We start from the raw sequence: 25,790 nt of genomic DNA, 5'->3' as shown, positions 1-25,790 counted from the left end.
CTATGATTTCCACACGTCCTTGAACACGCGAATGAAGTTTTTGCCCAAAATACGCTCAATCGCTTCATCCTTGTACCCTCTTTTGGCAAGGGCACGCGCAAGCTCCGGAACCTTGGTATGTCCTTTTACGACATCAAAATCTTTGCGTCCTGCTTGAATAAACGCATCGGGAGAATCGTATTTCATAAATGGCTCGATGATGTCCAGACCCAGTCCGACGTGTTCAATGCCAACCAGCTTCACGATGTGATCGACGTGATTGATCATGTGCTCGATATCAGCCTGGTCGTCTGTGTCCGCTACAAACAGATTGACGCCATTGATGCCGATTACGCCGTTGGTGAATGCGATCGCCCTGATTTGCTCATCCGTCAGATTGCGCATGGAGCTCGCTAATGTCCGGCAATTGGAATGCGAAGCGATGATGGGCTTTCGTGCTACCTCGATCAGATCCCAGAAGCCTTCGTCATTTAGATGGCTGACATCAATGATGATTCCCATCGCTTCTGCCTCTTCGACGACGCGGATGCCGAACTCGGTGAGCCCGCCCTTGCGCCCTTCTCGTACCGGACTAAAATGACTACCGTCTCCAACGAAATTCCGCCTGCTCCACACAAGTCCCATTAGGCGCACGCCCAGCTCGTAAAAAACACGGAGCATACTCAGATCATTATATAACGGTTCCGCGCCCTCCAGAGAGAGTACAAAACCAATTTTCCCCATTCGCTTCGCGGTCTCGATGTCTTCCACACTTTTGCAAACCATAATCTTCTCAGGCGATTCATCTGCTTCCGCGTGCAACGCGCTGATTTGTTGCAGTGCTTTTCTCAAGCCCATCTCCGGCAGGAATTTGTTGTCGATATAAATCGCTGCGACAACCGTCTGCACCCCGCCAGCCACGAAATCAGGTAAGTATTCCGATTCTATTACTTTTCGCCTGCCGTGCTCGCGTTGAATAACGACATCTAGCAAAAGGTCAAAATGCGCGTCGATTCCATGTGTCATGTCTCATGCTCCTCCTACTCTTTCAAGTTTTCCGGATTAAGTGGTGCAAGCTCTGGCAAGAGAAAGCGTCCGTCTCTGCGAATCAAATGGTCGTCGAACCAAATCTCACCGCCACCGTACTCTGGGCGTTGAATCATGACCATGTCCCAGTGGATGTTTGATTTGTTACCGTTGGATGCCTCGTCGTAGCATCGTCCCGGGGTAAAGTGGAAGCTGCCGTCGATTTTTTCATCGAACAAAATATCCTGCATGGGCTCCCGAATGAACGGGTGCACCCCCAATGCAAACTCCCCAATGTACCGGGCACCTTCATCCGTATCCAAAATGTTGTTCAAGCGCTCCGTGTCATTGGCTGTGGCGTTAACGATTCTCCCGTCCACAAACTCCAGCCGTACCTTTTCAAAGGTAAAGCCTTGATAAGGCGAAGGCGTGTTAAACGATATGACACCGTTCACCGAATCGCGAACAGGAGCCGTAAATACTTCACCGTCTGGTATGTTATAGTGCCCCGGACACGGAATCGCAGGAATACCTTTGATTGAGAAGGTCAGCTCTGTGCCAGGTCCCGTGATTTTCACACGGTCCGTTCGCTCCATCAGCTCCTTGAGCGGCTGCATGGCTTTTGCCATTTTGGCATAATCCATTGTGCAGACATCGAAGTAGAACTGTTCGAACGCTTCTGTACTCTTATTCGCTAGCTGCGCCATGGAAGGCGTCGGATAACGGAGATAGACCCATTTCTTTTTGAGACGCACGATACTTACTTCTTTGAAAAAGGACGTAGCCAGCTTCATCTGCTCATCAGGGACATCAGACACTTCATTGATGTTCAGCCCACCCTCGATGATGATGCACGCTTGCATTTTTTCCATTCGCTCTTTGTCCATCTCCGTTTCTAAACGAAATTGCTCCTCTGTTCCCGCTAGCAATAACTGACGGCTAATCGAGGATTCACGCAGGTTCACAAAAGAATGTCCGCCTGCTCGCGAAACAGCTTTGACGAGCTCCTTAATCAGAGCGGCGTCCACCTCCATCGCATCGATCAGCACGTTATCTCCCGGCTGCACATTCGTCGAGTAATTCACCAGCACATTCGCCAGCTTCGTAAGACGTGGGTCCAACATCTATCTATCACTCCTGCTCCCTTATTTTGTATAGAGATGACACGCAACGAGTCTGCCGTCTGCTTCTGTGAATGGAGGAGCTTCTGTCTTGCACACGTCCATACACGCCCAACAGCGCGGGTGAAACTTGCAGCCCTGCGGCGGATTCGATGGAGACGGCAGATCCCCCGTTAAAATGATCCGTTCTTTTTTCTCGTCAGGATCAGTGATGGGAATGGCGGAGAGAAGCGACTGAGTGTAGGGATGCATCGGGCGCTGAAACAGCTCCTCTTTTTTCGCCAGCTCAATCACTTCTCCCAAGTACATCACCGCTACTCGATCGGCGATATGCTCGACGACACTCAAGTCATGCGAGATAAAAAGATACGTGAGCGAAAACTGCTCCTGCAAATCCTGAAGCAAATTGAGAATTTGCGATTGGATCGATACATCCAGGGCGGACACAGGCTCGTCAGCTATGATGAGCTTTGGCCTGAGCATCAAGGCGCGAGCGATCCCGATTCTTTGCCTTTGTCCTCCGGAAAACTCATGGGCGTATCGCGACAAATGACTTTTGTTCAAACCGACGATCTCCAGCGTCTCTTCGATCATGGCTGCTCGCTCGCGCTTTGGGATACCATGGGCAATTAATGGCTCTGACAAAATGTGCTGGATCGTCAGCTTTGGATTGAGGGTATCAAATGGATTTTGAAACACCATTTGCATATCACGCCGCAGCTTTTGCATGTCTGCCTTCTGTAAGCTGCGGATATTTTGACCCTCGAACACGATCTCGCCGTCTGTCGGCTCGATCAAGCGCAAAATGCATCTGCCCAGTGTTGACTTGCCACAGCCTGACTCTCCCACGATTCCCAACGTTTCACCTGCGTTGACAGTCACGTTCACTCCATGGACGGCATGCACGTAACTCGGCTGCTGGAACCACCCTTTGCCGACTAGGAACTTCTTATTCAGGTTCTTCACTTGCAAAAGAGGCGTCTTCATCCATTCACCGCCGTGCTTTCCCTGTTCTCTCGATACAGCCAACAACGGCACTCCGACTGTTGATCCACATCCAGCAACGGGGGATTTTGCTCCAAACAGACAGGCATCACCTTCTCGCATCGCGGTGCAAAACGGCAGCCCTTCGGATAATGATCGGGGGCCGGCACACTTCCCGCGATACTGTGCAATCTCTTCTGGCCTTTGGCATTATGTGGCGTTGACTTGATCAAGCCCATGGTGTACGGATGCTTGGGGCTTCGGAGCAGTGTGCGAACGTCCGCCGCTTCAATGACCTGCCCGGCATACATCACCAGTACCCGGTCACATGTCTCAGCGACGACGCCCAAATCATGCGTGATCATGATGAGCGACATGCCCAGTTCTCTTTGGATTTTTTTCATGACATCCAATATTTGCGCCTGGATTGTTACATCTAGGGCAGTCGTCGGTTCGTCCGCTATCAGCAGCTTTGGATGACAAGCAATCGCCATCGCGATCATCACGCGCTGTCGCATCCCCCCTGACAGACGATGCGGGTACTCATGATAGATTTCATTGGCACGTGAAATACCCACCTGCGTCAACAGCTCGAGCACTCTTTGTCTCGATTGAACTCGGTTCATGCCCTCATGCTTTTCCAGTCCTTCGCTCAATTGCTTGCCGATGGTCAGTACCGGGTTTAGCGAAGTCATCGGCTCCTGAAAGATCATAGCGATCTCTTTTCCTCTAATCTTCTGCATCTCTTTTTCGCTATAGCGCAAGAGATCGGCTCCGTTCAGTTGAATACGGCCTGCAATGCTTCCGTTTTTACTGAGCAAGCGCATCACGGATAGAGAGGCAACGCTTTTTCCACATCCTGATTCTCCGACGATCCCGACCGATTCACCTCTTTTGACCTGTAAGCAAAGATTGTCCACCACCTTGAAAGCCCTTTCATTTTTTGAAAACGTGGTAGTCAATCCTGTCACTTCCAACACATTCGTCACGTTACTCACTCCTTTTTCGGGAACGGAAGCTCGCCAACTATGATTTGGGATCAAAGATATCCCGCAAAGCATCCCCGAGCAGATACACCGTAAAAACGACTGCCGTAATCGCAAGACCGGGAAACGTAGCGAGCCACCAAGCTTCTCGCAAGTAATTCTTCCCTTCATTCAGCATCGTTCCCCACTCCGGTGTAGGAGGCTGGGCACCCAAACCGATAAAGCCCAGTGCCGAGGTCCCCAAAATGGCACTGCCAATAAACATGGTCGTATAGACGATCAGCACGTTCGAGATGTTCGGAATGAACTGGCGCGTAATGATCCACCAATTCGAGCTGCCGATGGAGCGACTTGCTTCCACATAGCCGGATTGCTTGATGGAGAGTGCCGCACCACGAATCAGAATTGAAAAGGCCGGAATCGATGATATTCCGATCGCGATCATCGCATTTTCCTGACTCGGTCCGAGCACAGCTACAATGGCTAGAGCAAGCACAATACCGGGCAACGCCAGCATGATGTCCATGATTCTCATGATCAGATTGTCAACAATTCCTCCGAGGTAAGCGCATGTCACACCTATCAGCGTTCCTGCTACAAACGTCATGACAGACGCTAGCACGGCTACGGTCAGTGTCACTCGTGTTCCGTACAGCATCCGGGATAAAATATCGCGGCCAATCGCATCTGTCCCTAGCCAAAAGTCTTTCGACGGCCCTTGCATAAATGCTTCGTAGTACGTTTTCGTAGGATCATGTGGAGCTATCCACGGCCCGATGATTCCCAGCAAAACGATGCAGAGCATCATCAGGAAGCTGTATTTCGCTTTCTTTTGCTGCATGATCTTCTCCCATAATTCCAAACGAGGCATGGACCATTGCTTGCTCCAGAACACGCTACACCCCCTCCTTCGCGGCGTAGTCAATACGAGGATCGAGAATCGCGTACAAGACATCAATCAAAATGACAACGAGGACATATACAGCTCCAATAAACAACGTCGTTCCTTGAATCATCGGAAAATCCCGCGAGCTAATCGCTTGAATCGCCAAAGTACCCACTCCCGGCCAGCCAAAAACCTGCTCGACAATCACAGCCCCACCCAGCAAGCCAGCCAGCTCCAGGCCAATGACAGCCACAATCGGAATCATCACATTGCGAAAAGCGTGCCGCAGCAGCACAATTCGTTCATTCATCCCTTTCGCACGTGCTGTTCGGATATAGTCATTGGACAAAACCTCTACCATGCCAGCACGAGTGAGTCGGCTAAGTGCCGTCGCCATCAATGTCCCCAAGGTAAACGCTGGAAGAACCATGTCTTTTAGCCCCGTCCCTCCCGCAATCGGAAACCAGCCCAAATGGACGGAGAAAACAAGGATAACGAGTAAGCCCAACCAAAAGCCGGGTATAGACATACCAAAGGTGGAAAAGGTCATAATCGCTCCATCGATGGGTGTATCCTTGTATTTCGCCGCTAGGACACCCAGCCCGATACCGATCACAACTGCCACCACGAGGCTGGCTACTGCCATTTTTGCTGTCGCGGGAAAACGATCAGCAATTTCTGTGCTGACAGGCCGGCCCGTTTTCAGGGAAGTGCCGAGATCCCCTTTCAAAACGCCAGAAGCATAGTCGAGATACTGGACGACCAAAGGTTTGTTCAAGCCCAGCTCTCCGCGAAGCGATTCGATTTGTTCCACAGTCGCCCGCTGCCCTAGCATGATCCGCACAGGGTCACCCGGGATGAGATGAATGAGCAGAAATGTAAAAACGGAGAGTCCAAACAGGACAATGATGCCCGACAATAAGCGCTTCACTATATACTGCTTCATGAGGTCTTCACCCAGATGTGAGAAACCGTATAAACTAGCTTCTTCCTGTTGCGTTCCGACACTTTGCTCTCCTCCCTTTTTCATCACTAACGACACTTGTCGTTATAGTGTCGTTATTAGTTAAAAATAGTCTATTTCAAATTTACAGAAAGTTCAACTTGTTTTTTTCTTACTTCATTCAAAAAGAGCATGGTCCCTTTCTACCATGCCCCTTCTGAAGAATCGTTCCGTCCTCATTCCTTGCCGTACCTCATCTGTAGCAATACATTTGCCGTTAGCTGTGGATGACTGAGCGGAAAATGATGCGCGACGGAGAGCCTTTCGATCTCTACATTTGCTCCCCTGAATGCATCCTCTGTTTCTTTTGTCAGCTGATACGTTTTATCCTGTGTTCCCCATACGATCTGGACTGGAAAAGGGAAAGGCTGTGTCGCTCCCATTTGCCGGAATTCATTCATCAAATAGCGCAGAACGTCTGTATGCGTCTTGCTGATGCGTGGGGATTGCAGGAGCTTACCTGTCCTGTCTACATAGCCTTTTGGCATTTCCTCCGTGGACTGAAATACCCCTTGCTCAAGCATTGCTTTTTCCAATTTGGCTGGCGTTACCTGCTTTTGCAAAAAACGCTGAAGGAGGGCTGGACTTTTTCCCAATCCCGCCAGCAGCAAAGAATACTTCGGCGCATGCAGGGGCGGCTGCAAAAGGTATAGCTTCTCGATTTTTTCCGGTACTCGCTTTGCTGCCTCCCACGCCAAAAACCCGCCAAATGAATGTCCTGCAAGATGAACCGGGGACGGTAGCTGCCGCAATGCCTCGGCCACTGCCTCGATAAAGCCCTCGATCGGTTTTTCGTGATGGTGATAGGGCGATCTGCCAAACCCGGGCAAATCCAATAACCATACTGCCTGTTCGCCCAGCTGTTCAGCGAGCGGAAGTAAATCGCTCATCTCACTGAAAAGCCCATGCACGAGCAGCCACGGAGTACCCGAGCCTTCTTTCTTGTACGCGGCCATGCCTGCGATTTGCTCTCGGTGAAAGTGAGGAGGCACTTTCTGATCCTTGACCGACAAACGATAGTCCAGATCGGCAATCACACTGGGAAGATAAGCCGCTACGTCGTAATCATCGAGGCCTTTTTTCGCTTTCATTTGCTGAAAGGGAGCGAGCGGGAAGTCTTTCTTTACGATAAAATCCATCGAATTGGCAGGTACCCCGAGCAAGCGGCTGCCGCCGTTATGGAGAATTTTTTTCAAGACCGATACCGGGAAAGGAATCACTGGTGGCTTCATCCGTAATTCTTTGGCCATCAACAAAATTAACTCCGAAAAAGCTGGCGTCGCACTACGCTCATTTAAGGCGTAATACGTTTGATGTTCGATGTAATTTGCCTCTACAATTCCCACAATGACCTCGGCTAAATCGTCGACGGCCAGCAAAGGCAACCACCACTCCTTGCCACCGGGAAGAACAGGGAACTTACCACGCCGCATGGAGCTGATCACGAGCCCCAATCCATCTGTTTGTTCTGTGGTCCCGGTGCTTCTTGGGCCTATGATCGTACTCGGATTCACCACGACCAGCGGCATTCCTTTTTGGTACGCCTCTTGTCTAAGGTATAGATCGGCCAGAAACTTGTATTTCTCGTAGCCCCCTGCCTCTCGTAAAAGATCGGTTGGCGCAAAAACATCTGTCCCCAACTTCCCGCTCTCATCGTCAAACGGACTCATGTAGCCAACGATATGAATCAGCTTTTGCAGACGCTGTTGTTTATGCAATTCGTTTGCTACTGCTGTGAGATGAGTTACTCCTCGTAAAATCACGTCTCTCCCCACCGTTTCATCCATCGAAATATCCATCGGGACACCTGCATGGATGATGACAGTTGCGCGCAATACCTGGCGGTAATCGCTCGCTGATAATCCCAAGCCCTCCTTTCGCAAATCACCCCGCACGGCCTTGCAATTAGACCTCTCTGTAGGTGTCATCTGCATCAGCAATTCATCCCACTTCTCAGGCGAACGAACCAGCGCCAGCACGGTATGACCAGCTCGTGCCAGCTGTTTTGTTACCTCCTTGCCGATAAATCCAGTCGCACCGGTTACAAAAACGACAGCCATTGTTTCTGCCTCCTTTATATTCATAGTACTAATCAGTACTAATTCACTTCAAAAAAATCCTACACTTGAATCAAGTGCAGAAGTGTCTGACCTGCGCCTATGAGTACCTGTGCATGACCCTGCGATTCAGCCATGAGCATCGCTCCCTCCACAATGGTCACGAGCAAGACTGCTGTTTGCTGAATCGAGATATTTTCCTTGAATTCCCCACGGGCGATTCCCTCCACGAGCAGCTTTTCCGCTAGGTTCTGCCATTCGATCAGGAACTCGTTGATTCGCGCTTTGACCTCCGGTATTTGTGCCGACAGCAAGGAAAGGATCGGACAGCCTCCTACACAGGAGCGGCCCTCCAGTTCTTCTGCGATGGTGGTAAAAATCAGCCCTACCCGTGCGGAAACAGACAGGTCTGTCCGTTGCAAAATGACTTCCAGTGCTCCTCTCAGGACGTTGATTCTGTAGCCGAGTACAGCTACGACGAGCTCCTCCTTGCTTTTGAAGTGGTAGTAAATGTTGGACTTGGAGACTTTGCTATGTGCTACGACGTCATCCATGCTGGTATTCATGAGTCCTTTTTGCAAAAACAAATTGGATGCAGTGGCGATGACATGGTCACGGTTTGAGGTTCGTTTCATAATTAGAACTATATAGTACTAACAGGTGATTGTCAATCAGTGGAGGAGAAGAAAAAGCGCAGTTCTCTTCGACTCTGACACGCCCGCAAGGGAGATTGACTGTCCGTCTCCACTTCAAAAAGGGGACCGTCGAGCCAAAGCCACCCTACGGGCGGAAGGTTCTCGAAGAAGAAGTGTTCGACAAGCAGGTCCCCTTTTTTTAGTTCCGACTGGGTAGGCGTTGTCAAGGTCTACGAGCCCTGCGCTTTTTCTTCTCACCAGCTTTGTTGGTTGACCGCTACTTTTAAAACTTAATATAAAAAAGAAAAGGTTGATACCGTCTGTCACGGTATCAACCTTCATCCATTACGTGATCGCAAATCTGTTACATTTCGTTACGGCAGTAAACATGGCAGCCGCCAGATCATTTTCCCGGCTATCTCGTGCCCTTCTTAGATAAAGACAGCGCAGAAAGTTCTTGCTGTTCACTCTAGTGATAACTTGAGCACGACTTTTTGGAAGCTCGGCACAGCTTGCTAAACTATTGATCCAGTCAGCGAGCTCCTGCTCGGTAAGCAAACCTTTGTCTATCATGATATCTACGATGCTCGCGAGTCGTTCGTCCTCTTCCTCATTGAAAATGTGCTTTTCGTTATGCAGCACGCCCTGGATCGCACGAAGAACGTCTCGCTGTACGGCTTCATCGCTTTCTGGGCACTGTACCAGCTCTACGAATACGTCTGCACCGTGAGCTGTACTGTGAGCCCAGCCTCCCTCGAACAAATAGCCGCGCAAATCCTTCTCCTCTTGAAAATAGCGGAGCATGGCAGTTCTCACGTGTTGGAAATCAGCTAGCGCCAAAAAAGGCTTCTGTCTGTGACGGCGCAAAATCAATGCAATCGGCAACGAAGAGAATGTCCTCGTAAATACGGATGGGTTACCGTCGCTGCCGACCTGATAGAACAAATGCTTTTCGTCGGTCAATTCTCGCAGGAGGCTGCGCAATTGTGCTTCTGTCAGCTGGTTCTCATCGAGAATCCACTCATAGAATGCCGGGTAGATGAGGTTATCCCGCAATTCCGGGTCAGGGTCACCAATATATTGCAGCAATCGTCCGACGAAATCTTGCAGTTGTTCCCCTTCACGCAACTGGTATTGTTCCTGCTCCAATCTTTGCAGATCCAGCATGAGCTGGGTTCTTGTATCGCTGACGTGTTCAACCGCTCTCAACATGATCAAGATTTCCTCGATCACGATATCTGGTTCATCGTGATGAATATAATGCCCGCTGCGAGTAGCCATTCTTTGCTTGCTTGAGGTTGAAAGTCTCTTGAAATCGGCTTGCAGACGTTGTTCAATGGTTAAGATTTCCTCGTTCGGCCATTCCTCGTCCCACACGTCCGGTAAGCCTCTCGTGATAATCGAGACAGGTATGTCACTTTGCCGAAAATAGTCTACGATCTCTTGATAGCTCCGTATCTTATCGATCTTTTCTCGATTGAGCATCGGATTCTCATAATATTCTCTATTGGCTGCGATCAGGTTGTCAGGCAGAACCTTTTCATATGCGAGCTCCTTATATTCGGGAGCAGCATCAACCAAAACTATCCCTGAAACAAGCTGCGGATATAGACTAGCAAACAGTCTAGCGACCAAACCGCCAAAAGAATGTCCGACTAAGATACAAGGCGCCTCCACCTCAATCTCCTGCAACAAATCGTATAGCTCCTCCACCAGATCGCGACAAGTCCGGGGGACGACCGCTACCGCTGGACTCCTGCCAATACCCGCCCGATCGTAGGATAAGGTAGACGCTTCCTGCGAGATGCGGTCTTGAACGATCTGCCATATCTCACCGCTATCGCCCATTCCTGCTAAGAAGATCACACAAGGTGCTCCACTTTTTCGCGAATATAGCCTATGTATCCATCGACACATGATCCCAGTCATCCTCCATGTAACGAACCAGCCAATTCAATGCTCTGTGTCTTTCTACGACTACTTCGTCATTCAAACCGCCTGCAACCGTGCGATTGTTGATGCGCGCATCCACGCATGCCCAGTCATAGCGATAGATTAAATCTGCTTGGTCGAGAATCTCCTGTTTGCTTCTCACCACCGCATTGCCGTAGAAGGTGTCATAGTCACCTGCGCTTCTGAGAGCATCAATCGCGGTGTTCACATCACAAATTTTATCAGGGAAATGGAGCTCTTCCACATACCCGAGCGCCCACAGCAGTACCCAGTAGCATTCGTACATCCATACCATCTGAATCATATCGGTTCGGTCTGGCTGAGGATCCTTCAAGAAGTCTCTCTCTTTTTCCGTAAAGAATTCAGCAGCGCCAAACTGCTCAATAATTCCCTCGATGAACTCCCGCTCTTCCTTGATTTGTCCGTTTTCGGCGATCCCTCCGGCATATACCGCAATCAAGCATAGAGCAATCGCTCGCTGGACCATCTCATCCTTGCTCCTGATGACAGCGTCCTCGTCGCCTACGATGACAGGAAGATGCTGGATGTACGGAATGCCTTGCTCCTGCAATAGCTCGATGCTCCGCTCCTTGCGCGCTTCTCCTGACTGGGAGGGCTGAATATGTCCATCGATCAGGTCTACGCTGACCGTCACCAGAAAATCGTCCACTTCGGTCTCTCCTGCCGTATTGAGAATCAACCTTCCTTGCTTATCGAGCATGTCTCCGGTAGGGAGAAAGACGATCCCGTGTACTTCTTCGGCAATCGCCATAATGGCCGCAAACGTCTTCTGGTCGATTTCCTTACTCGCTACAATTCCTACCGCCACATTGAGCGCTGTAATTTGGTACAACAGCTTTTGCTGGACCTTCTCGTGGGCCGTTTCAATCTGTGCGAAGTAACCGTACATCCCTTTTTTCATCTGAAGAAAGTCTTCTTGGTCATCATCCTCGCGCATAAGATTGAAGGTGATCTTGCTCTTGCTAAACCATTTTTTATCTGTCACGGTCACGGCCCGCTCGTCTGCGGATACCTCTACCAATTGATCACGAAAAGCCTCGACAATCGCAGCGACGACTTTCTCGCATTGTTGGATGGAGACATAGATGGTGCATTGATTCATCTGGCAACCTCCTTTGCTGAGCAAACATTTTCAAGGTACTGAATTTTGTAATCAATAGTCAATTATGGTATTCTAACCCTGTTTAATCAAGCACGAATCTTTATAGTTATCGGCGAATCTACCACGATGATTGAAGGTGAAACCTATGAAAAACATCCTATTAGAGGAGTTCTCTCCCATTTGTCCGATTCAAGCCTTTGTCGAAGAGGATGAGAACGGCGTCTTTTTTTATTTGTGGGATTATCCCGGTGAGGAGCATGCCAGCATTCGCTCTTGTTGGGTAAGAAATTACGGACCTGCACCGGACTCGATCGATTTCGATGCCATGCAGGATGGTCAAGCTCCCATGCTGCCACGCGATTGCTGCGCTCATCCGGATGGAGCAGACAGGCTGGACCCGGAACGGCTCTCGATCGTTTGGCTGGAGGAAGGTGATGCAGCGGCACTTTTGTATGAGGATGAGGTGCTGTGTGTGATTCCCAGCTGGGCTGGCCCTTCCCCGGACGGCTCGCACTATCCTTCGTATGCACGAGATTGCACCGGAGAATCTCATTTATGCTTTCCACTGGGAACACCAGAAACGAACGCCATGTTTGCCCGTATCGAGGCTGCCCAGCATTTTTGGACGAGCTGGGATGGCAACCCTTGGCCTGACATCCAGCAGCAGTTCATGGACGCGATTACCTCGACTCTCGGCCCAGTTAAACAGTATTACGGCATCGACGGCGGTCACTGGCCCCCGAAAGCATTGGTAACCATCGAAAAAGGTGAAGTTACCTATGCGATGACCCTCGGCGTGTCCATATTGCGCCAGCCAAAAGTCGAGCAGTATACAGAAGAGCCAGAGCAATTACGCCGATTCGAGCTAGCCTTTGCCTGCGAAACCAAATGGCTTGCCCAAAACGAACAGCAATTGCTGGCCTACATCAGTGGCCAAACCTCTCTGCCGTGGTCGTATATGACCTTCCTCGCACAAGGTCACACCATTCCGTGCCAGGAAATCAGTCAAATCAACAGCCGCTTCTCCTCCATGCTGCTCGCAAAGCCTGAGGATGCACCAACCATTCCACTTCCGCTCATGGCAGGCGATCCTGTGAATCTGTTATGGATGATCCCGATTACCGCAGAGGAACAGCAGTATGCAGAAATGAACGGTTCTGAGCAATTGTTTCAGCGCTCCGCGGGAGATGGTGCGGAATGGATTTTTAATGGGGTAGCAAAATTTATGAAATAAGCGTGAAGCTTGAAAACAGTTTCTGCGGAATACATTCTGTGGGGACTGTTTTTTGTTTTCTCAACACTTTGAGACGGGAAGATATTATATGGATCCCCGTGAATCTGCTTTTAAGATGGTTCACAAAAGCCGCATCAGAAGAAGCGCATTTCCAGTCGAAGCGCCTCTGGAGCCCGCCCCAGCGCAGGAATAAATGGCGGGGGTTTTCAGCTTCACTTATGGAATCCTGCATCGAATATTCTACGTTTGAAGCGCTCCCGCCATTTATTCCGGAGCGGACAGTCAATCCCCCCTTGCAGGGCGTAGGCCGAAGCGTAGACTGGAAATGCGCTTCTTCCCCCACAACAGCTACTATTATCAAAACAAAAACCACCCTATTCAGGTGGTTCCAGTAACTACAAATCAAGCAACTCCATTCTCTCCATCTCTTTCTTCCTCTTCGCCTTCATCGCTCTTCTGCCTTCCGACCAAGCCAATGATAGAATCGCGATCCCTCCAATTGCTACCAAGACCAACGTCAGTTCACTGCCTTCTTTAAATAAACCAGTAACATAACCGTAGACCAGGTACGCCAAAAAGAAGCCTGGGAAAATAGCCCCCCAATAAGCGTGATTCAGTCTGCCGAGTAAATTTTGCATCCCCACAATACCGAGCCCAACCAAAAATTGAATCATCCCCATACTCATCTGTTTTCATCTCTTTCTTGTTTGTATTTTTCAATAACGAGCTTGGCTACCTCCAAACTCATCCGTTCGTCAATGACTAGGTTTTTGATCATTTGCACGAACTCTACTTCCGCTTCCTTGCTATGTAATTCGATCTTTTTAATGATTCGGTCGAGCTTGGCCCTCACTGTTGGGTACGATACACCGTACTCATCAGCCATACCCTTGAGAGAGCCCGAACTGATAATAAACTTCCTGATAAATTCGAGGGTCTCCTTGTCCAGAGCTAACACCCAAGATGGAATTTCGTCGCGTTCCATGAATCGCCTCGCCTCCTGTCTTTCATTATATTAATGAAAACCTCAATTTTATTAAAGTATTTTTTAATAAAATGAAAATCAACCATAAAAAAGGAGCATCCTCACCTGATGCTCCCGCTCGTGTCCTCATCCTTCTATTCAACCTTCGTTAATCGAATATCCATCCAATGTGCCCAACTCTCATTATTGCCCAAATACATTGAGTTCGGCCGCACTTGTCCATGGGTTATTGTTTACCTCGCTTAAGGCACGCAGTTTAATATAGCGACCTGTCTTGGCTGCAAAGCTGACTTCTTTTAACGTCGTATCATTTGCAAAGGTACCTATGGCTACAGCTGTTCCCCAATTCACTCCATCACTACTGACGTAGAACTCATAGTTCTTGATCGTTCCGTTCACTTGACCATCTTGTCTGGGCAGGTAACTGAATTTGGAAATGCTATACGTTGCACCCAAGTCAATTTGAATCTCGTGCGGCATTGGAGCTACGGGGCTCCATTTCGTGTGCCAAAACGTGCTGTTGTTTCCATCAAAGGCTTTCGGGGCTTCATTGTACAATTCATCGCTGTCTACATATTTTAGCGTCCAATTCGTTTGCGGAATCAGACTAGCTTCTCCTGCTGTGACTGCCACATTCACATTCATGGCAGAATTACTTGTGCTTGTCGTCGTAATCGTTACTCCCGATTTTTCTCCAGTGTAGGTATTACTGTTCGGATTGGTGTCTGGACTAAAGGAAGCAGCATGATTATTATTCGTGTAATAGAATGGGTCTTGGTATTCGCTCACGGATTGCTCTATGTCAATGAAAGGATGAGGATCATTCGTGTTATTATTCATGGATTCATCAATGTGCCAAACCGCGATGCCACCAGAATCTGTTTGCAAGCTAGCATCATATCCAACTTTTTCGCGATTCTCAACTAAAAAATACGTATTATCCTTTAAAGGAACCTTTAAAACATTATAATGATTCGGGATGGCTTGTAGCGTAAAATTGTTAGTGGCATTTACTACAGTTGGTGTGACAAATCCTAATTTTCCTTTTGACCAGGCATCCATATGAGTAGGTGTAGTTCCAGGATCTTCCCCTTGGAGATTATTCCAGGTTCCATTTGCCATTATACTTAGACCACCCACATGATTATTAGCACCATAGAGATCTGGAAGGCCCAAGGAATGACCCAATTCATGAGCAGTGATACCCATCGTTGCCATATGACCAAATTGTTTTTCACCCTGCGTCGTATACATACCTGATACTGTAACACCATCATGATTTGTGTTGGGAGCATACCACTGATGTGCCCAAATATTTGGCACTGCACCACCACTAGCCTCTTCATTACCAGCCAGAACAGTTACAATGTAGAAGCCATCTTTGAAGTCGATGACTTGATCATTATTGGTATCAAAACTAGCAAAGTTCACCTGAGGATCTGCTTTATCCAGTGCATCTGTTATAACCGTCCTAATGTCTTTTCCCGATGTATCCGGATGAGCGTAATCTAATCTTACTTTCACAACTCCATCATTTTGCGTACCATATATTTCGGATGCTGGAGTGATCTGTGCTTTTCCATTACTCACTTCATTATAGTAATGCTTTACTGACTTTTGATTTGCAGAAAAGAATTTGTTGCTCCAATCGTTGGCGCTATATGCGATATCAACATCTGTAAACCCAATTAACAAAACAAGCAATTTTGGGGTTCCTGAAACTGGCGTGACACTTCCGTCAATATTCTCTGGCAATCCCGAAAATTCATTTTGCAGCTCATTCATGAACTCCTGTTTTTTATTTGCTTGAGGGTCGTACTTATTTATCCATTTCATCAATTTGTTCTCACTTACCGCTTTTGAAGGCTTTTTGTCAATTTTATATTTTTTCCCCGTCGATTTCAGATCATCTGATGTAAGTTCAGCGTAATTCCAATACCCCTCCTGATCTTGTAAAAGTACATCGCCATCCTTTGTGCTTGCCCAATGGAACCATTCATCTCCATGCATCACGGCTTGAAACGATTCACCTGACGGTTGCTTCATTTTGACAACTCCATCGTATGCGGGTGCGGCAAAAACGTCCGTTTGAAAGTACAAAACACAAATCAAAGAAAAAACAGACGTGATCAGGCATTTAAAACTTTTTTTCATAGCCATTCCTCCTGTTTTAGAAGTTGTTCTCCTGTGGGAATGGTTCCCTCTATAGATTCATGAAGAACGCCCCCCTTTCTATGGCAGGCGGAAAATTCTGTTGATAACTGCACCAGATTCATACATAGGATGAATGGACAGATCATCTATACAGAACAACCAGAATACCCTTACCTACAATATTGGTAAATTTTGTCAACATGTTAACTTTTTCTATAAATCGGGGATTTTTTTATAATTAGCCAAAAAAATCCCGCCCCTCATGATGAGAAGCGGGATCACCTATCATTATTTGAATGCCCTTCCTGTTACTGCATCCAGCCTAAAGCCAGAAATCGTGTCCACCGTATAAACCAGAAGTGGCTTTTGTTGCAGCTTCCCATCTGCTACTGGAAGCACATACCCCAATTCAACCGGATGACTCTGCAAAAATCGCTTGGCTGCTTCTTCCCTCGATAGGACTGTATCCAATTCCGGGAAGGATTCAGTCGGACTCGTGAAGTAGTCCATGAAATTGACAATCTCCCCGTTCTGCCCATCCACATTGACGAGGTAATGCTGGTCAGCAACGATCACGCCATTATGAAGGGCGTAAAAAGTGAAGCTGTAAGCCGTTGCAGAAGGCATCGACATCTGGGTCTCATCGATTTTCAGTTCCTTCACACTACTGTCCAGATAAGGCTGCAAAAACTGAACAGCTTTTTCCTTGGCCTCCTCATAGCTAAGCTGGGCATTTATTGGATGGTTCTGATGCAGTGTGGAGCTGGCCGTCTCTTTACTGCGGCGCACCTGAAAGCCTGTGATTACCCCGTCGTTTGAGTAGACAGTGACTCTGCCTAGCCCTTCCTTGGCCTTGTAGGTCGTCATCTGCTCGCCCTTCATCGTCTTCCTACCACCAGTGAGGAGAAATCCGTCCAGATTCACCTGAAACTGTTCCGTCACAGCCTTCGCCACTTCTTCCTCTGTTTGCACAGCGACCTTCTTACTTCCAGGCGTTACCGGGATGGCAGCGGAGTACCGGCTTTTATGTGACGCTTCCCCCCATACTTCTTCTCCTGTCACCGCATTCACATATCCAGTCGTCTGGAGAGAAAACGTCAGCGATGGCTTCCCATTATGTCTCGAACTCGCAAAATAGGTAAGCTCCATGAGCGACGCCACTTTCGTTGTGATTTCTTCTTCGGACAATACAGCGTCCGGTTCAGCAAACGACTTCGACGATATTTGCAGTGGCGCAGCTTCGAACGTATTGGCATATGTGACGATATTACTGTTGACGCCAACGACGTATCGGTCCGAGAAAACGGGCAGCCCATTTGCATAGCGCGTATAGGTCACCGCATCCCAATCATTGCCGCTGGTCTGACTCGATTGGTACTGTTTGAATTCGTCTCCCAACAGCGCTTGTAAAAAGGCAGCAGATACTTGCTTCGCTTGTTCTTCTGTAGGCGAAGGTGCCCCTTCATTCAACGCTCTCTCATTTTCGTAGCGGCTCATTTTCCCCGTGGCTGCCACCATCTCCACAGATGCATACCGTTGTTCCTTTCCTTGCTCCTTTTGATAGAAGACAATTTCATAGATCCCATCTTCTTTTCCGATGACGTTGGGTTCCATCGTCTTTAGTTCCGGAACGAGATTGAACAGCTTTTCCAAGGTTTGCTTCGCGGCAGGGGATACTTCCGCCAGCTTCAGCTGCTGACCTTTCAACACGAGCGGAACTTCTGGCTGCGTCGTCATGATGGATTCCGGATTGGTAATCAGCCGGGTAAAAATCGGCGCCAGCAAAAAGACTGCTAGCAGCACCGCTGCGGATAATCCCAGTCGAATTGTCGTGCGTCGCGTTTTGCTTCTGCTGCGATGCTGTTGATCGACCTCGACCAGCTTTCTTTCCAATGTGTGCAAAAACTCGCTGCGGGGGACTGCATCCGGTCTGTTCCGAAATTCCTGTAACACTTCTTCATCGCTAGGAAATTTCATGCACACCATCCCCCTTTTCATAAATGTGTAACGCCGTTTCTTTTACCATCTTCATCGCGCGGTGAAAGTCTACCTTGACCTTCGCCTCTGTGCAGCCGAGAATTTCCGCTGTTTCCTTCACCGTATACTCTCTAATTCCCCGCAATACGATGACGTTTCGGTACTTGGGCTTTAGTTGCAGTAGCGCTTTTTCAAAATGAGTACGTTCCTCTTTATCCTGCAACTCTTTTTCCGGCAACCCCTCTGAGCTGGGCAACAGCTTTAGCAATGTCCCGGCAAAAATCGTTTGCAGCCGTTTCTTTCTGTATTCATCGATGGCGACATGCTTGGCAATATGTAAAATCCAAGTGCGCATACTCGAGCGCTCCTCAAATCTGTGCAAGGATTTAATGACGCGTACAAACACTTCTTGGGTCAAATCCTCTGCGGCTTCCCGACTTCCGATAAAATGATAGAGATACTGATAGACTTCTTTGGAATACATCCTGTATATCCCTGATATGTCTTGCTGACCTCGATCTTCTCGAGCATCCAAGGCTCTTCCTCCTCTTCTCGCGACAGGACATGATGGAATCCCGCTTCTCATAATGGGAAGCGGGATCGAATACGATTATTTGAATGATTTTCCTGTTACCGCGTCAAGCAAGAAGTAAGAGACCGTGTCGATAGAATAAACCAGACTTGGCTTTGCTTCCACCTTCTCGTTCTGAACAGGGAACATGTACCCGAGCACAGCAGGTCGGTCTTTCAAAAACTGTTTGGCGGCTGCCTCTTTGGAAATGGCGGTCTTTTTGTCCGGGAAAGGAGCAGCAGGCTTCGTAAAGTAGTCCATGAAATTCACGATTTCCCCGGTCTGTCCGTCTACGTTGACGAGGTATTGCTGGTCTGTCACGACCACACCGTCATGCAAGGCGTAGAAACTGAAACTGTATGCCGTTGCAGAAGGCATCATGATCTTGGTCTGATCGATCTTCAGCTCTTTCACACTAGCGTCGAGGTACGGTTGCAAAAACTGAACCGCTTTTTCCTTGGCTTGCTCGTATGAAAGCTGGGCATTCGCCGGATTGTTGCCATTCTGTATGGTATGGGCCATCTCGACTTTTCCACGGACCTGGAAGCCGGTCACTTCGTTGTTGTGCGTATAGACCGTGATACTGCCGTCTCTTCCCTTGGACTTGTAAATCGTTTCCCCTTCCCCTTTCATTTCCGCTGGGGTATGTGTATCCGTCTCTAACGTGATTCCATCCATTTTCATTTGAAATTCTTCTGTCAGCACCTTCGTAGCTTCATCGGCATTGCTGACTGTGAACTTCTTGCCGCCTGGCTTGACCCCTATGACATCCGAGTAACGGCTTTTAAGGGAAGAGGCACTCTCGATTTCTTCTCCTGTCACAGCATCCAAGTATCCGGTCGACTCCAGCGAGTATTTTAAAGTCGGCTTTCTTGTCTCCTTTTTATGAGCGGAATAAGTGAGCTCCATGAGCGCAGCGACTTTCCCAGTCACTTCTTCTTTGGACAATACCTTTCCTGGCTTGGCAAACAAGGAGGAGGCTGCTCGGAGCGGGGCACCTTCAAACGTGTTCAAGTACATGACACTCGAACTGTTGACTCCAACGACATAACGATCGGTGAAAACAGGTACACCATGCTCGTGGCGCGTGTAGGTGACAGCATCCCATTCGCCCTTGGTTGTTTGGGTGGCTTTGTACTTTTTGAAATCATCGCCCAGGAGCTTCTGCAAAAATGCCGCGGATTTTTGTTTGGCAACCGCCTCCGATGGCTGATTGTTTTGCTTTTGCATTTCCTGTTCGTTTTCGTAGCTATGCAAAGCACCTGTCGTTGCATCCAGACCCACCATGGCATACAGCTCCATCTTGCCTGGGGCAATTCCTTTGTCATAGCGCAGCTCGTACACACCGTTTTTCGGTCCGTTAATCCTTTTGTCCATGCTTTTTAATTCAGGCTGGATGGCGTAGAGCGTCTGGAGTGTTTTTTCTGCTGCTGGTGAGAGCTTCACTCCCTGCCCTTGATTGGTCGCAGCTTGTACGGTCATTATTGGATGTTGCAGCCATAGCGGAGTTGTCGCCAACAGACTTGCCATGAGTAACGTACTTGCCAATTTCTTTGTATGTTTCACAGTTGTTCCCTCCCAAGGAATTTTGTGTTTGTTTTTTGTCCTATGTAATAGTCGGAAAAACCACAGGGAGGTTACAAAATAAAAAAACCACCCTTTCAGGTGGCGGTTTTCATGACCCGTGAGCAGTAGATAGAGACTCTTCTGTAGCATCTGTTTGAAAATGAGCTCCCCACTCTCGCAAATAATCAATGACAGGTCCCAAGCCTTTCCCTAGCTCGGTCAGTTCGTACTCTACTTTTGGTGGAACGACAGGATACACTTCACGCTTGACGATTCCTGCTTCCTCCAACTCCCGCAATTGTTCTGCCAGCATTTTATGATTCACACCGATTATATTTTTCTTTAACTCACCGTACCTTTTTTTCCCTCGGAGCAACTGACAAATGATCGATATCTTCCATCTTCCCGCAAAAACCGAGACGGCAAGCTCGATCGGGCAAGGATATTCCTTGCCATTTAATAGGTACATCATCGATGGCCTCTTCATCCCACTCACTTCCCTTTTCGTAAGTATTAACCGAAAAAGTGCGTACTTACTTTTCTTTAGTGTATTCGGTATGCTCAGTTTTGTAAAACACCCATTTTCTATCAACGGTTTCATAAACTTATTCGAAAGTAGGTATGACATCATGCGTAAAGATCAAATCATAGAAGCTTATCAATTCAGACATGCCTGCAAGGAGTTTGATGCAGCTAAAAAAATTGCGAATGAAGACTTTGATTTTATTATGGAGACTGCTCGCCTGTCGCCTAGCTCCTTTGGCTTTGAACCATGGAACTTCCTCGTGCTGCAAGATCCGGTTCTTAGAGAAAAGCTGTTACCCGTCACATGGGGTGCGCAAAAACAACTGCCGACTGCAAGCCATTTCGTCATCGTACTGGCGCGGACCAAACAAGAAATGACCGCTGATTCCGAATATATCCAGCATATGATGAAAGACACGCAAGAATTGCCGGAAAACGTCGTACAACAAAAAGGCGCTGCTTACGATCACTTCCTGAAAAATGATTTCGCCTTGTTTGACGACGAGCGAGTCATGTTCCAATGGGCATCCAGACAGACCTACATCGCACTTGGCAATATGATGACGTCTGCTGCCATGATCAGCATTGATTCTTGCCCCATTGAAGGCTTTGCAAAAGAAAAGGTCGAGGATATCCTAGCAGCGGAGGGACTCCTCGACAGAGAACGCTTCGGCGTCGCTTGTATGGTGGCATTTGGCTACCGGAAAAATGAACCCCGTGCGAAAACGAGACAAGCGAAGGAAGAGATTATTCGTTTTATAGGGTAAAACCAATGACTAGCTTCACGTAAAAAGCATTCGTATTGCGAATGCTTTTTGTCGTTTTATATAAATTTCAGTGAGTCTTCCTTATCACTAAATGTGAAAGATTAGTGAACATGACTAACATATATTTACAATTATCCAAATAATTGATATCTTGTTCTTGTCCCAAATTTTACATACTCAGGAGGAATTTACATGAAAAAGTTTGCTACTACTGGTCTACTTGCCCTAACACTCGTATTAAGTGTATCTGCATCCGCATTTGCTGCCGTATACCCTGATAATGAACCAAACAATACCAGAGACACTGCAAATGTTTTTCATGTAGCTGATGGAAACCAAATTAACGGTAAACTGGATAGACATAACGGAGACCAGCAAGATTACTTCAAGTTTACTCCTACCGTAAATCAAAAAGTCCGTTTTCAAATCGCCTACTCCAAAGCTAATAAGCAAGAATTCAAACTAATATTGGGTTCAAACGAGACTACTTTAACGAAAGACTATTTCGATGTAAATTTAGTTGCTGGAAAAGAATACACTTTTAAAGTTGAAGGACACTCTTACGATTACGATAATAACAACTTCAACTATTCCGTATATACTTACGTGTTGCCAAACTAATAAACATAACAAAGTCGCCAGCAATGGCGACTTTGTTTCGTATGAAACATAAAAACAACCATCGCACAAAACGACAGCTGTCAGGTTGATACTTAACCTTATTCCCCGTACTGAAAGCCTACAATACGACCGGCTTCATCCACAGAAATGGTGATCCCCTTGCCATCGGCTGGACGGAACGTCACATCTGCTGTCACAAAGCCATAATCGTAGTCTTCAAAATTGGCACCACCACCGCCCTGCTCGACCTTTGCCTCTTCTTTATACTGGCTCGCTTGATCGCCCACCAGCTGTTTCAGGAAAGCGGCTGCTTTCTCTTTTGCCCTCTTCTCGGCAGGGAGCTTTTTCGACACCCAATCTGGATTTTGGATCATTACTTTACTCAAATCGTTTGTACGGGTATCCATGATAACGAAAGCTTCTGCTCGAGGGGTCGGACTGTACACCCGTTTTTGCGCTTCAAACATTTTCAGGAGCTGCCAGTTACCGTCGATGCCGTAATCATCATAATCGGAAAACTTTGCAGTGTCTGGGAAAAGCTTCGTCACCTCGGCTACTACCTTTTCCACCTCAGGGGAAAACTTGCGCTGCTCCACACCCGCTGGAATGCTCACTTCGAATGTTTTCTCATTGAAAACGGGTTGGAAATCCACCTTGTCTACGGTGTACGAAAACGCTTGCGCTTGATTGTGGATGAAGGTGCGTTTGAGCAGCAGCCCTGTTTCTTTATCGATCCACAGGTCATCCTGGTAATGGTGAAGCTTGCCATCGATTTTCGCCTCTTCTTTTTTGACCACGTGATACACGGCTCGATTCAACAGTTGTGCTTCCTTCACAGTGATCGCCACCTTCGAATCTGGCAACGCTACTTTCAAGCGCTGTAGCTCTCGCTTCGTCTTGTTGATTTCATTATCGTATGTGCCAATGGTTGCGGAGTGGACAAATCCTCTGCCGCCTTCCTGATACGCCGCCACCTGTCCTGCCTTCCCTACGGCATGCTGAACCCTTTTCCCGTCTGAGATTTCCTCTCTCCATTCTCCTTTGATCGTGTTATCCCATGTTTTTGCCTTTTGGGTCTCGGTGCCCTGCTTCGCTTTCGATGTGTGCGTGGATTCGATGTACATGGAGACAGGCTGTTTTTTGTCCATTTCTTTGACGAGCTGATCAAAAGTGATCGCTTGCGCTGTATTCGCAGCGACTACCATGTTAGTTTGCGCTTGTGCGCTCCCCAATGGGGATACCGCTGAGAGAAAGAGTACTGCCATGCTAACGGTAACAAGTGCTTGCTTTTTCATGTCCGTTCATCCTTTCGACTCGTTGATTGCTGTTCACTTGTTACGATCCTTGTCATGCACAGCTTGTGACACAAACCCCTAAATAAATATGTTTTTCAAATTTCTGTCACGTTTTTCTCCCCGGCAGGATCATCCCTTTTAGCAAATCGCTAGAATACATAGGGAGAACAATTCACATGAAATTTCAAATGGTCAACCACGCTTCATTTCTATGGGAACACGATTCCATCAAATTATTGACCGATCCTTGGCTTACGGGAACTGCCTTTGATAACGGCTGGGGCTTGTTAGCCAAGACCCACTTCACCTCTGAGCATTTTGCCGAGATTACGCATATATGGTTTTCTCATGAGCATCCGGATCATTTTCATCCACAGAGCCTGCGAACCATACCCGAGGAGTATCGCAAGCGAATCACAATCCTCTACCAGCAGTCAGCCGATAAAAAAGTAATCGAATGGTGCCGTGCTTTTGGCTTTCAGCAAGTCATTGAGCTCTCCCGGGACGAATGGTACTCCTTGTCCGACGATGTCTCTGTCTTGTGTCGGCCGTTTCCTGTCGGCGATTCGTGGCTATGCATCAAGACGGCTGACATGACGATCTTGAACCTGAACGATTGCGAGGTCAGCACCACACAAGAAGCCAAGGATATCCTAAACCATGTCGGTGACATCGATCTATTATGGACGCAATTCTCGTATGCAGGCTGGGCGGGGAACAAGGAAGACTTCCTACTCCGTAAAAAACGAGCCATGGAAAAGCTCGCCCGGGTGAGAAAACAGGTGGAAGTCCTTCAACCTCTCTACGTGATTCCCTTCGCCAGCTTCGCCTGGTTTTGTCACGAGGAAAACTATTACATGAATGATGCAATCAATAAAGTAGACACTGTGTACCGCCTCCTGCAAGAAGAAACGGATGCCGAACCCATTATTTTGTATCCCGGGGATACGTGGACGCCACATGAAGCTCATGATCCTGCGAAGGCGCTCGCCCTCTACGCACGAGACTATGAGAAGATGGCTTCCTCTCCTACTCTTCTTTCTTCTGTCAAAATCGAATGGGACAAGCTCACGCGTGCTGGCTTGGACTTCAAGCAACAGATTCGGAAAAATAATCATTCGCTGTTTCTCTCTATCGTTAGGCCCGTTACCTTTTATTTGTCAGACTATCAAAAGACCTTTCGCTTTTCCCTAGCAGATGGGTTGATCGAATCCCCATGCGATCCAGTCAATTGTGATGTGGAACTGTCATCTGAGGCCCTGCATTATTGCTTCACCCATTTGTGGGGTTGGAGTACGCTGCGCATCAATGGCAGACTACAAGCGCCGAAAGGTCGGAATGCCTGTTTTAAGCGCTTTGTCTTGCTCGGACATGTTGCACAACTGAACAATTTCGGTATTTATATGGGATGGAACTGGGCATTTGTCCGTTTTGCGGTTCAATATTTGGGAGAGAAGATTCGCAACCGCTATATTACGACAAACAATATATGAAAATAGGAAAATACACCCATTTTATTTTTGTTTGAATGGGTGTATTTAGTCCTAGTACCCTTGATTATGTAAGAGAGGGAGTTTTTGTTGGAATATTCACAATTAACCTACCCTATTTCCAGTATTATACACCCCATGATAGAATCGGAAAGGAAATTCCGTAGTTTTCCAATTATGTATAAAAAGGTGGATCTATTCAGATGAAAAAACTAGTATCCGTAGCTTTGTTGCTCTCCATTTTGGCTGTCTCTGCTTGTTCGAACAAGCCAGCTGATACAAAGCCAGCTGAGCAAAATGCAGCACAAACCACAGAAGCCGCTAAAACAACTGATGCTCCAAAAACAGATTCGGCTACACCAGCGCCAGCTGCAACAAACGACAAGCTGGAAGCGAAAAAGGTTCTGAACGACAAAGTGGAAATCTTGATTCCAAAAGGCTTTACTGTCATGTCCGAAGAGATGGCAAAAGCAAAATACCCAACGGAAAATCGTCCTTCCTTGATTTATACCGATGAAAAAGGTTCCATTAACATTGCGTTTAGCCATACAGAAACACCTATTCAGGACAGCCTTCTCAAAGACATGAAGGACCCAATGAAAGAAGCGTTCTCCAACATGTACCAAGATGCGACCTGGTATCGCGATGAAGTCATCCAAATCAACGGGAAAAACGTTGGTGTGTTCGAGATGCTGACTCCTGCTGCTGATACGAAAATTTACAACCTCATTTTCTTTACAGAGCTCGATGGCAAAATGCTGATGACCACTTTCAATTGCACCGAAGCACAAATGGAAGAGTGGAAGCCACTTGCGCAAGAAATTTTGATGTCTTATAAAGTGCAATAAGGAA

Annotated in this window: 23 protein-coding genes and 1 pseudogene; 5 read left to right on the top strand and 19 right to left on the bottom strand. The window is 47.7% G+C overall.

Annotated elements, in window-relative coordinates; genetic code table 11:
- The 11 genes and pseudogenes from HPY27_RS24325 to HPY27_RS24275 form a co-directional block, all read right to left on the bottom strand.
- The gene (locus HPY27_RS24325) at positions 1 to 1,005 is read right to left on the bottom strand and encodes a dipeptidase (RefSeq protein WP_174226179.1); all 1,005 of its coding nucleotides are present in this window, start codon (positions 1,003 to 1,005) and stop codon (positions 1 to 3) included.
- Between the two features lie 14 nt (positions 1,006 to 1,019).
- Entirely contained in the window at positions 1,020 to 2,129 is a 1,110-nt protein-coding gene (locus tag HPY27_RS24320; RefSeq protein ID WP_174226178.1) for an aminopeptidase, read from the bottom strand.
- 21 nt (positions 2,130 to 2,150) lie between these two features.
- Entirely contained in the window at positions 2,151 to 3,113 is a 963-nt protein-coding gene (locus tag HPY27_RS24315) for an ABC transporter ATP-binding protein (RefSeq protein WP_017251763.1), read from the bottom strand.
- Complete coding sequence (locus HPY27_RS24310) at positions 3,110 to 4,099, bottom strand: ABC transporter ATP-binding protein (RefSeq protein WP_174226177.1); 990 nt, start codon at positions 4,097 to 4,099, stop codon at positions 3,110 to 3,112. The genes HPY27_RS24315 and HPY27_RS24310 overlap by 4 nt, the downstream gene beginning before the upstream one ends.
- Before the next feature lie 37 nt (positions 4,100 to 4,136).
- Positions 4,137 to 4,991, bottom strand: a complete 855-nt coding sequence (locus HPY27_RS24305) for an ABC transporter permease (RefSeq protein ID WP_017251761.1) — start codon at positions 4,989 to 4,991, stop codon at positions 4,137 to 4,139.
- A 1-nt stretch (position 4,992) separates the two neighbouring features.
- Positions 4,993 to 6,012, bottom strand: coding sequence for a nickel ABC transporter permease (gene nikB, locus HPY27_RS24300; protein WP_254612983.1), 1,020 nt, complete (start codon positions 6,010 to 6,012; stop codon positions 4,993 to 4,995).
- Positions 6,013 to 6,161: 149 nt separating this feature from the next.
- The gene (locus HPY27_RS24295; RefSeq protein WP_174226176.1) at positions 6,162 to 8,045 is read right to left on the bottom strand and encodes an alpha/beta fold hydrolase; all 1,884 of its coding nucleotides are present in this window, start codon (positions 8,043 to 8,045) and stop codon (positions 6,162 to 6,164) included.
- Between the two features lie 59 nt (positions 8,046 to 8,104).
- Positions 8,105 to 8,677: a TetR/AcrR family transcriptional regulator gene (locus tag HPY27_RS24290; protein ID WP_174226175.1), complete on the bottom strand. Its 573-nt coding sequence runs from the start codon at positions 8,675 to 8,677 to the stop codon at positions 8,105 to 8,107.
- Between the two features lie 345 nt (positions 8,678 to 9,022).
- Positions 9,023 to 9,844, bottom strand: coding sequence for a DUF2785 domain-containing protein (locus tag HPY27_RS24285; RefSeq protein WP_174226224.1), 822 nt, complete (start codon positions 9,842 to 9,844; stop codon positions 9,023 to 9,025).
- A 36-nt stretch (positions 9,845 to 9,880) separates the two neighbouring features.
- A pseudogene (locus tag HPY27_RS30235) lies at positions 9,881 to 10,594 on the bottom strand (alpha/beta fold hydrolase); the annotation flags it as partial.
- On the bottom strand, positions 10,575 to 11,753 hold the full coding sequence (locus tag HPY27_RS24275) for a DUF4272 domain-containing protein (RefSeq protein WP_174226174.1): 1,179 nt from the start codon (positions 11,751 to 11,753) through the stop codon (positions 10,575 to 10,577). The pseudogene HPY27_RS30235 and the gene HPY27_RS24275, both read right to left, overlap by 20 nt.
- A gap of 145 nt (positions 11,754 to 11,898) precedes the next feature.
- Between HPY27_RS24275 and HPY27_RS24270 the strand changes: the two genes are divergently transcribed.
- Positions 11,899 to 12,987, top strand: a complete 1,089-nt coding sequence (locus tag HPY27_RS24270) for a suppressor of fused domain protein (protein WP_174226173.1) — start codon at positions 11,899 to 11,901, stop codon at positions 12,985 to 12,987.
- 395 nt (positions 12,988 to 13,382) lie between these two features.
- On the opposite strand, the gene HPY27_RS24265 is transcribed toward HPY27_RS24270, so the two are convergent.
- From HPY27_RS24265 to HPY27_RS24235, 7 genes are all read right to left on the bottom strand, one after another.
- Positions 13,383 to 13,673, bottom strand: coding sequence for a hypothetical protein (locus HPY27_RS24265; protein ID WP_174226172.1), 291 nt, complete (start codon positions 13,671 to 13,673; stop codon positions 13,383 to 13,385).
- Positions 13,670 to 13,972 carry a DUF2089 family protein gene (locus tag HPY27_RS24260; RefSeq protein ID WP_017251752.1) on the bottom strand — a complete coding sequence of 101 codons (303 nt, stop codon included), beginning with the start codon at positions 13,970 to 13,972 and terminating at the stop codon, positions 13,670 to 13,672. The genes HPY27_RS24265 and HPY27_RS24260 overlap by 4 nt, the downstream gene beginning before the upstream one ends.
- A 183-nt stretch (positions 13,973 to 14,155) precedes the next feature.
- Positions 14,156 to 16,126, bottom strand: a complete 1,971-nt coding sequence (locus tag HPY27_RS24255) for a M6 family metalloprotease domain-containing protein (RefSeq protein WP_174226171.1) — start codon at positions 16,124 to 16,126, stop codon at positions 14,156 to 14,158.
- Positions 16,127 to 16,414: 288 nt separating this feature from the next.
- Positions 16,415 to 18,103, bottom strand: coding sequence for a YcdB/YcdC domain-containing protein (locus HPY27_RS24250; RefSeq protein WP_174226170.1), 1,689 nt, complete (start codon positions 18,101 to 18,103; stop codon positions 16,415 to 16,417).
- Positions 18,090 to 18,638, bottom strand: coding sequence for an RNA polymerase sigma factor (locus HPY27_RS24245; protein WP_017251749.1), 549 nt, complete (start codon positions 18,636 to 18,638; stop codon positions 18,090 to 18,092). Before HPY27_RS24245 ends, HPY27_RS24250 begins: the two co-directional genes overlap by 14 nt.
- 75 nt (positions 18,639 to 18,713) lie before the next feature.
- Entirely contained in the window at positions 18,714 to 20,240 is a 1,527-nt protein-coding gene (locus tag HPY27_RS24240; protein WP_174226169.1) for a YcdB/YcdC domain-containing protein, read from the bottom strand.
- Positions 20,241 to 20,349: 109 nt separating this feature from the next.
- Positions 20,350 to 20,712 (bottom strand): winged helix-turn-helix transcriptional regulator, encoded by a 363-nt coding sequence (locus HPY27_RS24235; RefSeq protein WP_174226168.1) that lies wholly within the window; start codon positions 20,710 to 20,712, stop codon positions 20,350 to 20,352.
- A gap of 157 nt (positions 20,713 to 20,869) precedes the next feature.
- Between HPY27_RS24235 and HPY27_RS24230 the strand changes: the two genes are divergently transcribed.
- Both HPY27_RS24230 and HPY27_RS24225 read left to right on the top strand, forming a co-directional pair.
- Entirely contained in the window at positions 20,870 to 21,532 is a 663-nt protein-coding gene (locus tag HPY27_RS24230; RefSeq protein WP_174226167.1) for an NAD(P)H-dependent oxidoreductase, read from the top strand.
- 192 nt (positions 21,533 to 21,724) lie between these two features.
- Positions 21,725 to 22,153: a hypothetical protein gene (locus tag HPY27_RS24225; RefSeq protein ID WP_017251745.1), complete on the top strand. Its 429-nt coding sequence runs from the start codon at positions 21,725 to 21,727 to the stop codon at positions 22,151 to 22,153.
- 98 nt (positions 22,154 to 22,251) lie between these two features.
- Here the strand turns inward: HPY27_RS24225 and HPY27_RS24220 are convergent, their stop codons facing one another.
- Positions 22,252 to 23,448: a hypothetical protein gene (locus HPY27_RS24220; RefSeq protein ID WP_174226166.1), complete on the bottom strand. Its 1,197-nt coding sequence runs from the start codon at positions 23,446 to 23,448 to the stop codon at positions 22,252 to 22,254.
- 176 nt (positions 23,449 to 23,624) lie between these two features.
- Between HPY27_RS24220 and HPY27_RS24215 the strand changes: the two genes are divergently transcribed.
- Together HPY27_RS24215 and HPY27_RS24210 are read left to right on the top strand one after the other, a co-directional pair.
- Entirely contained in the window at positions 23,625 to 24,941 is a 1,317-nt protein-coding gene (locus HPY27_RS24215; RefSeq protein ID WP_173623880.1) for an MBL fold metallo-hydrolase, read from the top strand.
- Positions 24,942 to 25,141: 200 nt separating this feature from the next.
- Positions 25,142 to 25,786, top strand: coding sequence for a hypothetical protein (locus HPY27_RS24210; protein ID WP_017251743.1), 645 nt, complete (start codon positions 25,142 to 25,144; stop codon positions 25,784 to 25,786).
- Positions 25,787 to 25,790: the final 4 nt, after the last annotated feature.

It is taken from the genome of Brevibacillus sp. HB1.1, assembly GCF_013332445.1.
Classification (GTDB): Bacteria; Bacillota; Bacilli; order Brevibacillales; family Brevibacillaceae; genus Brevibacillus; species Brevibacillus porteri.
Note: the sequence above shows the minus strand (reverse complement) of the source record. Positions and strands in the feature narration are given on the sequence as shown.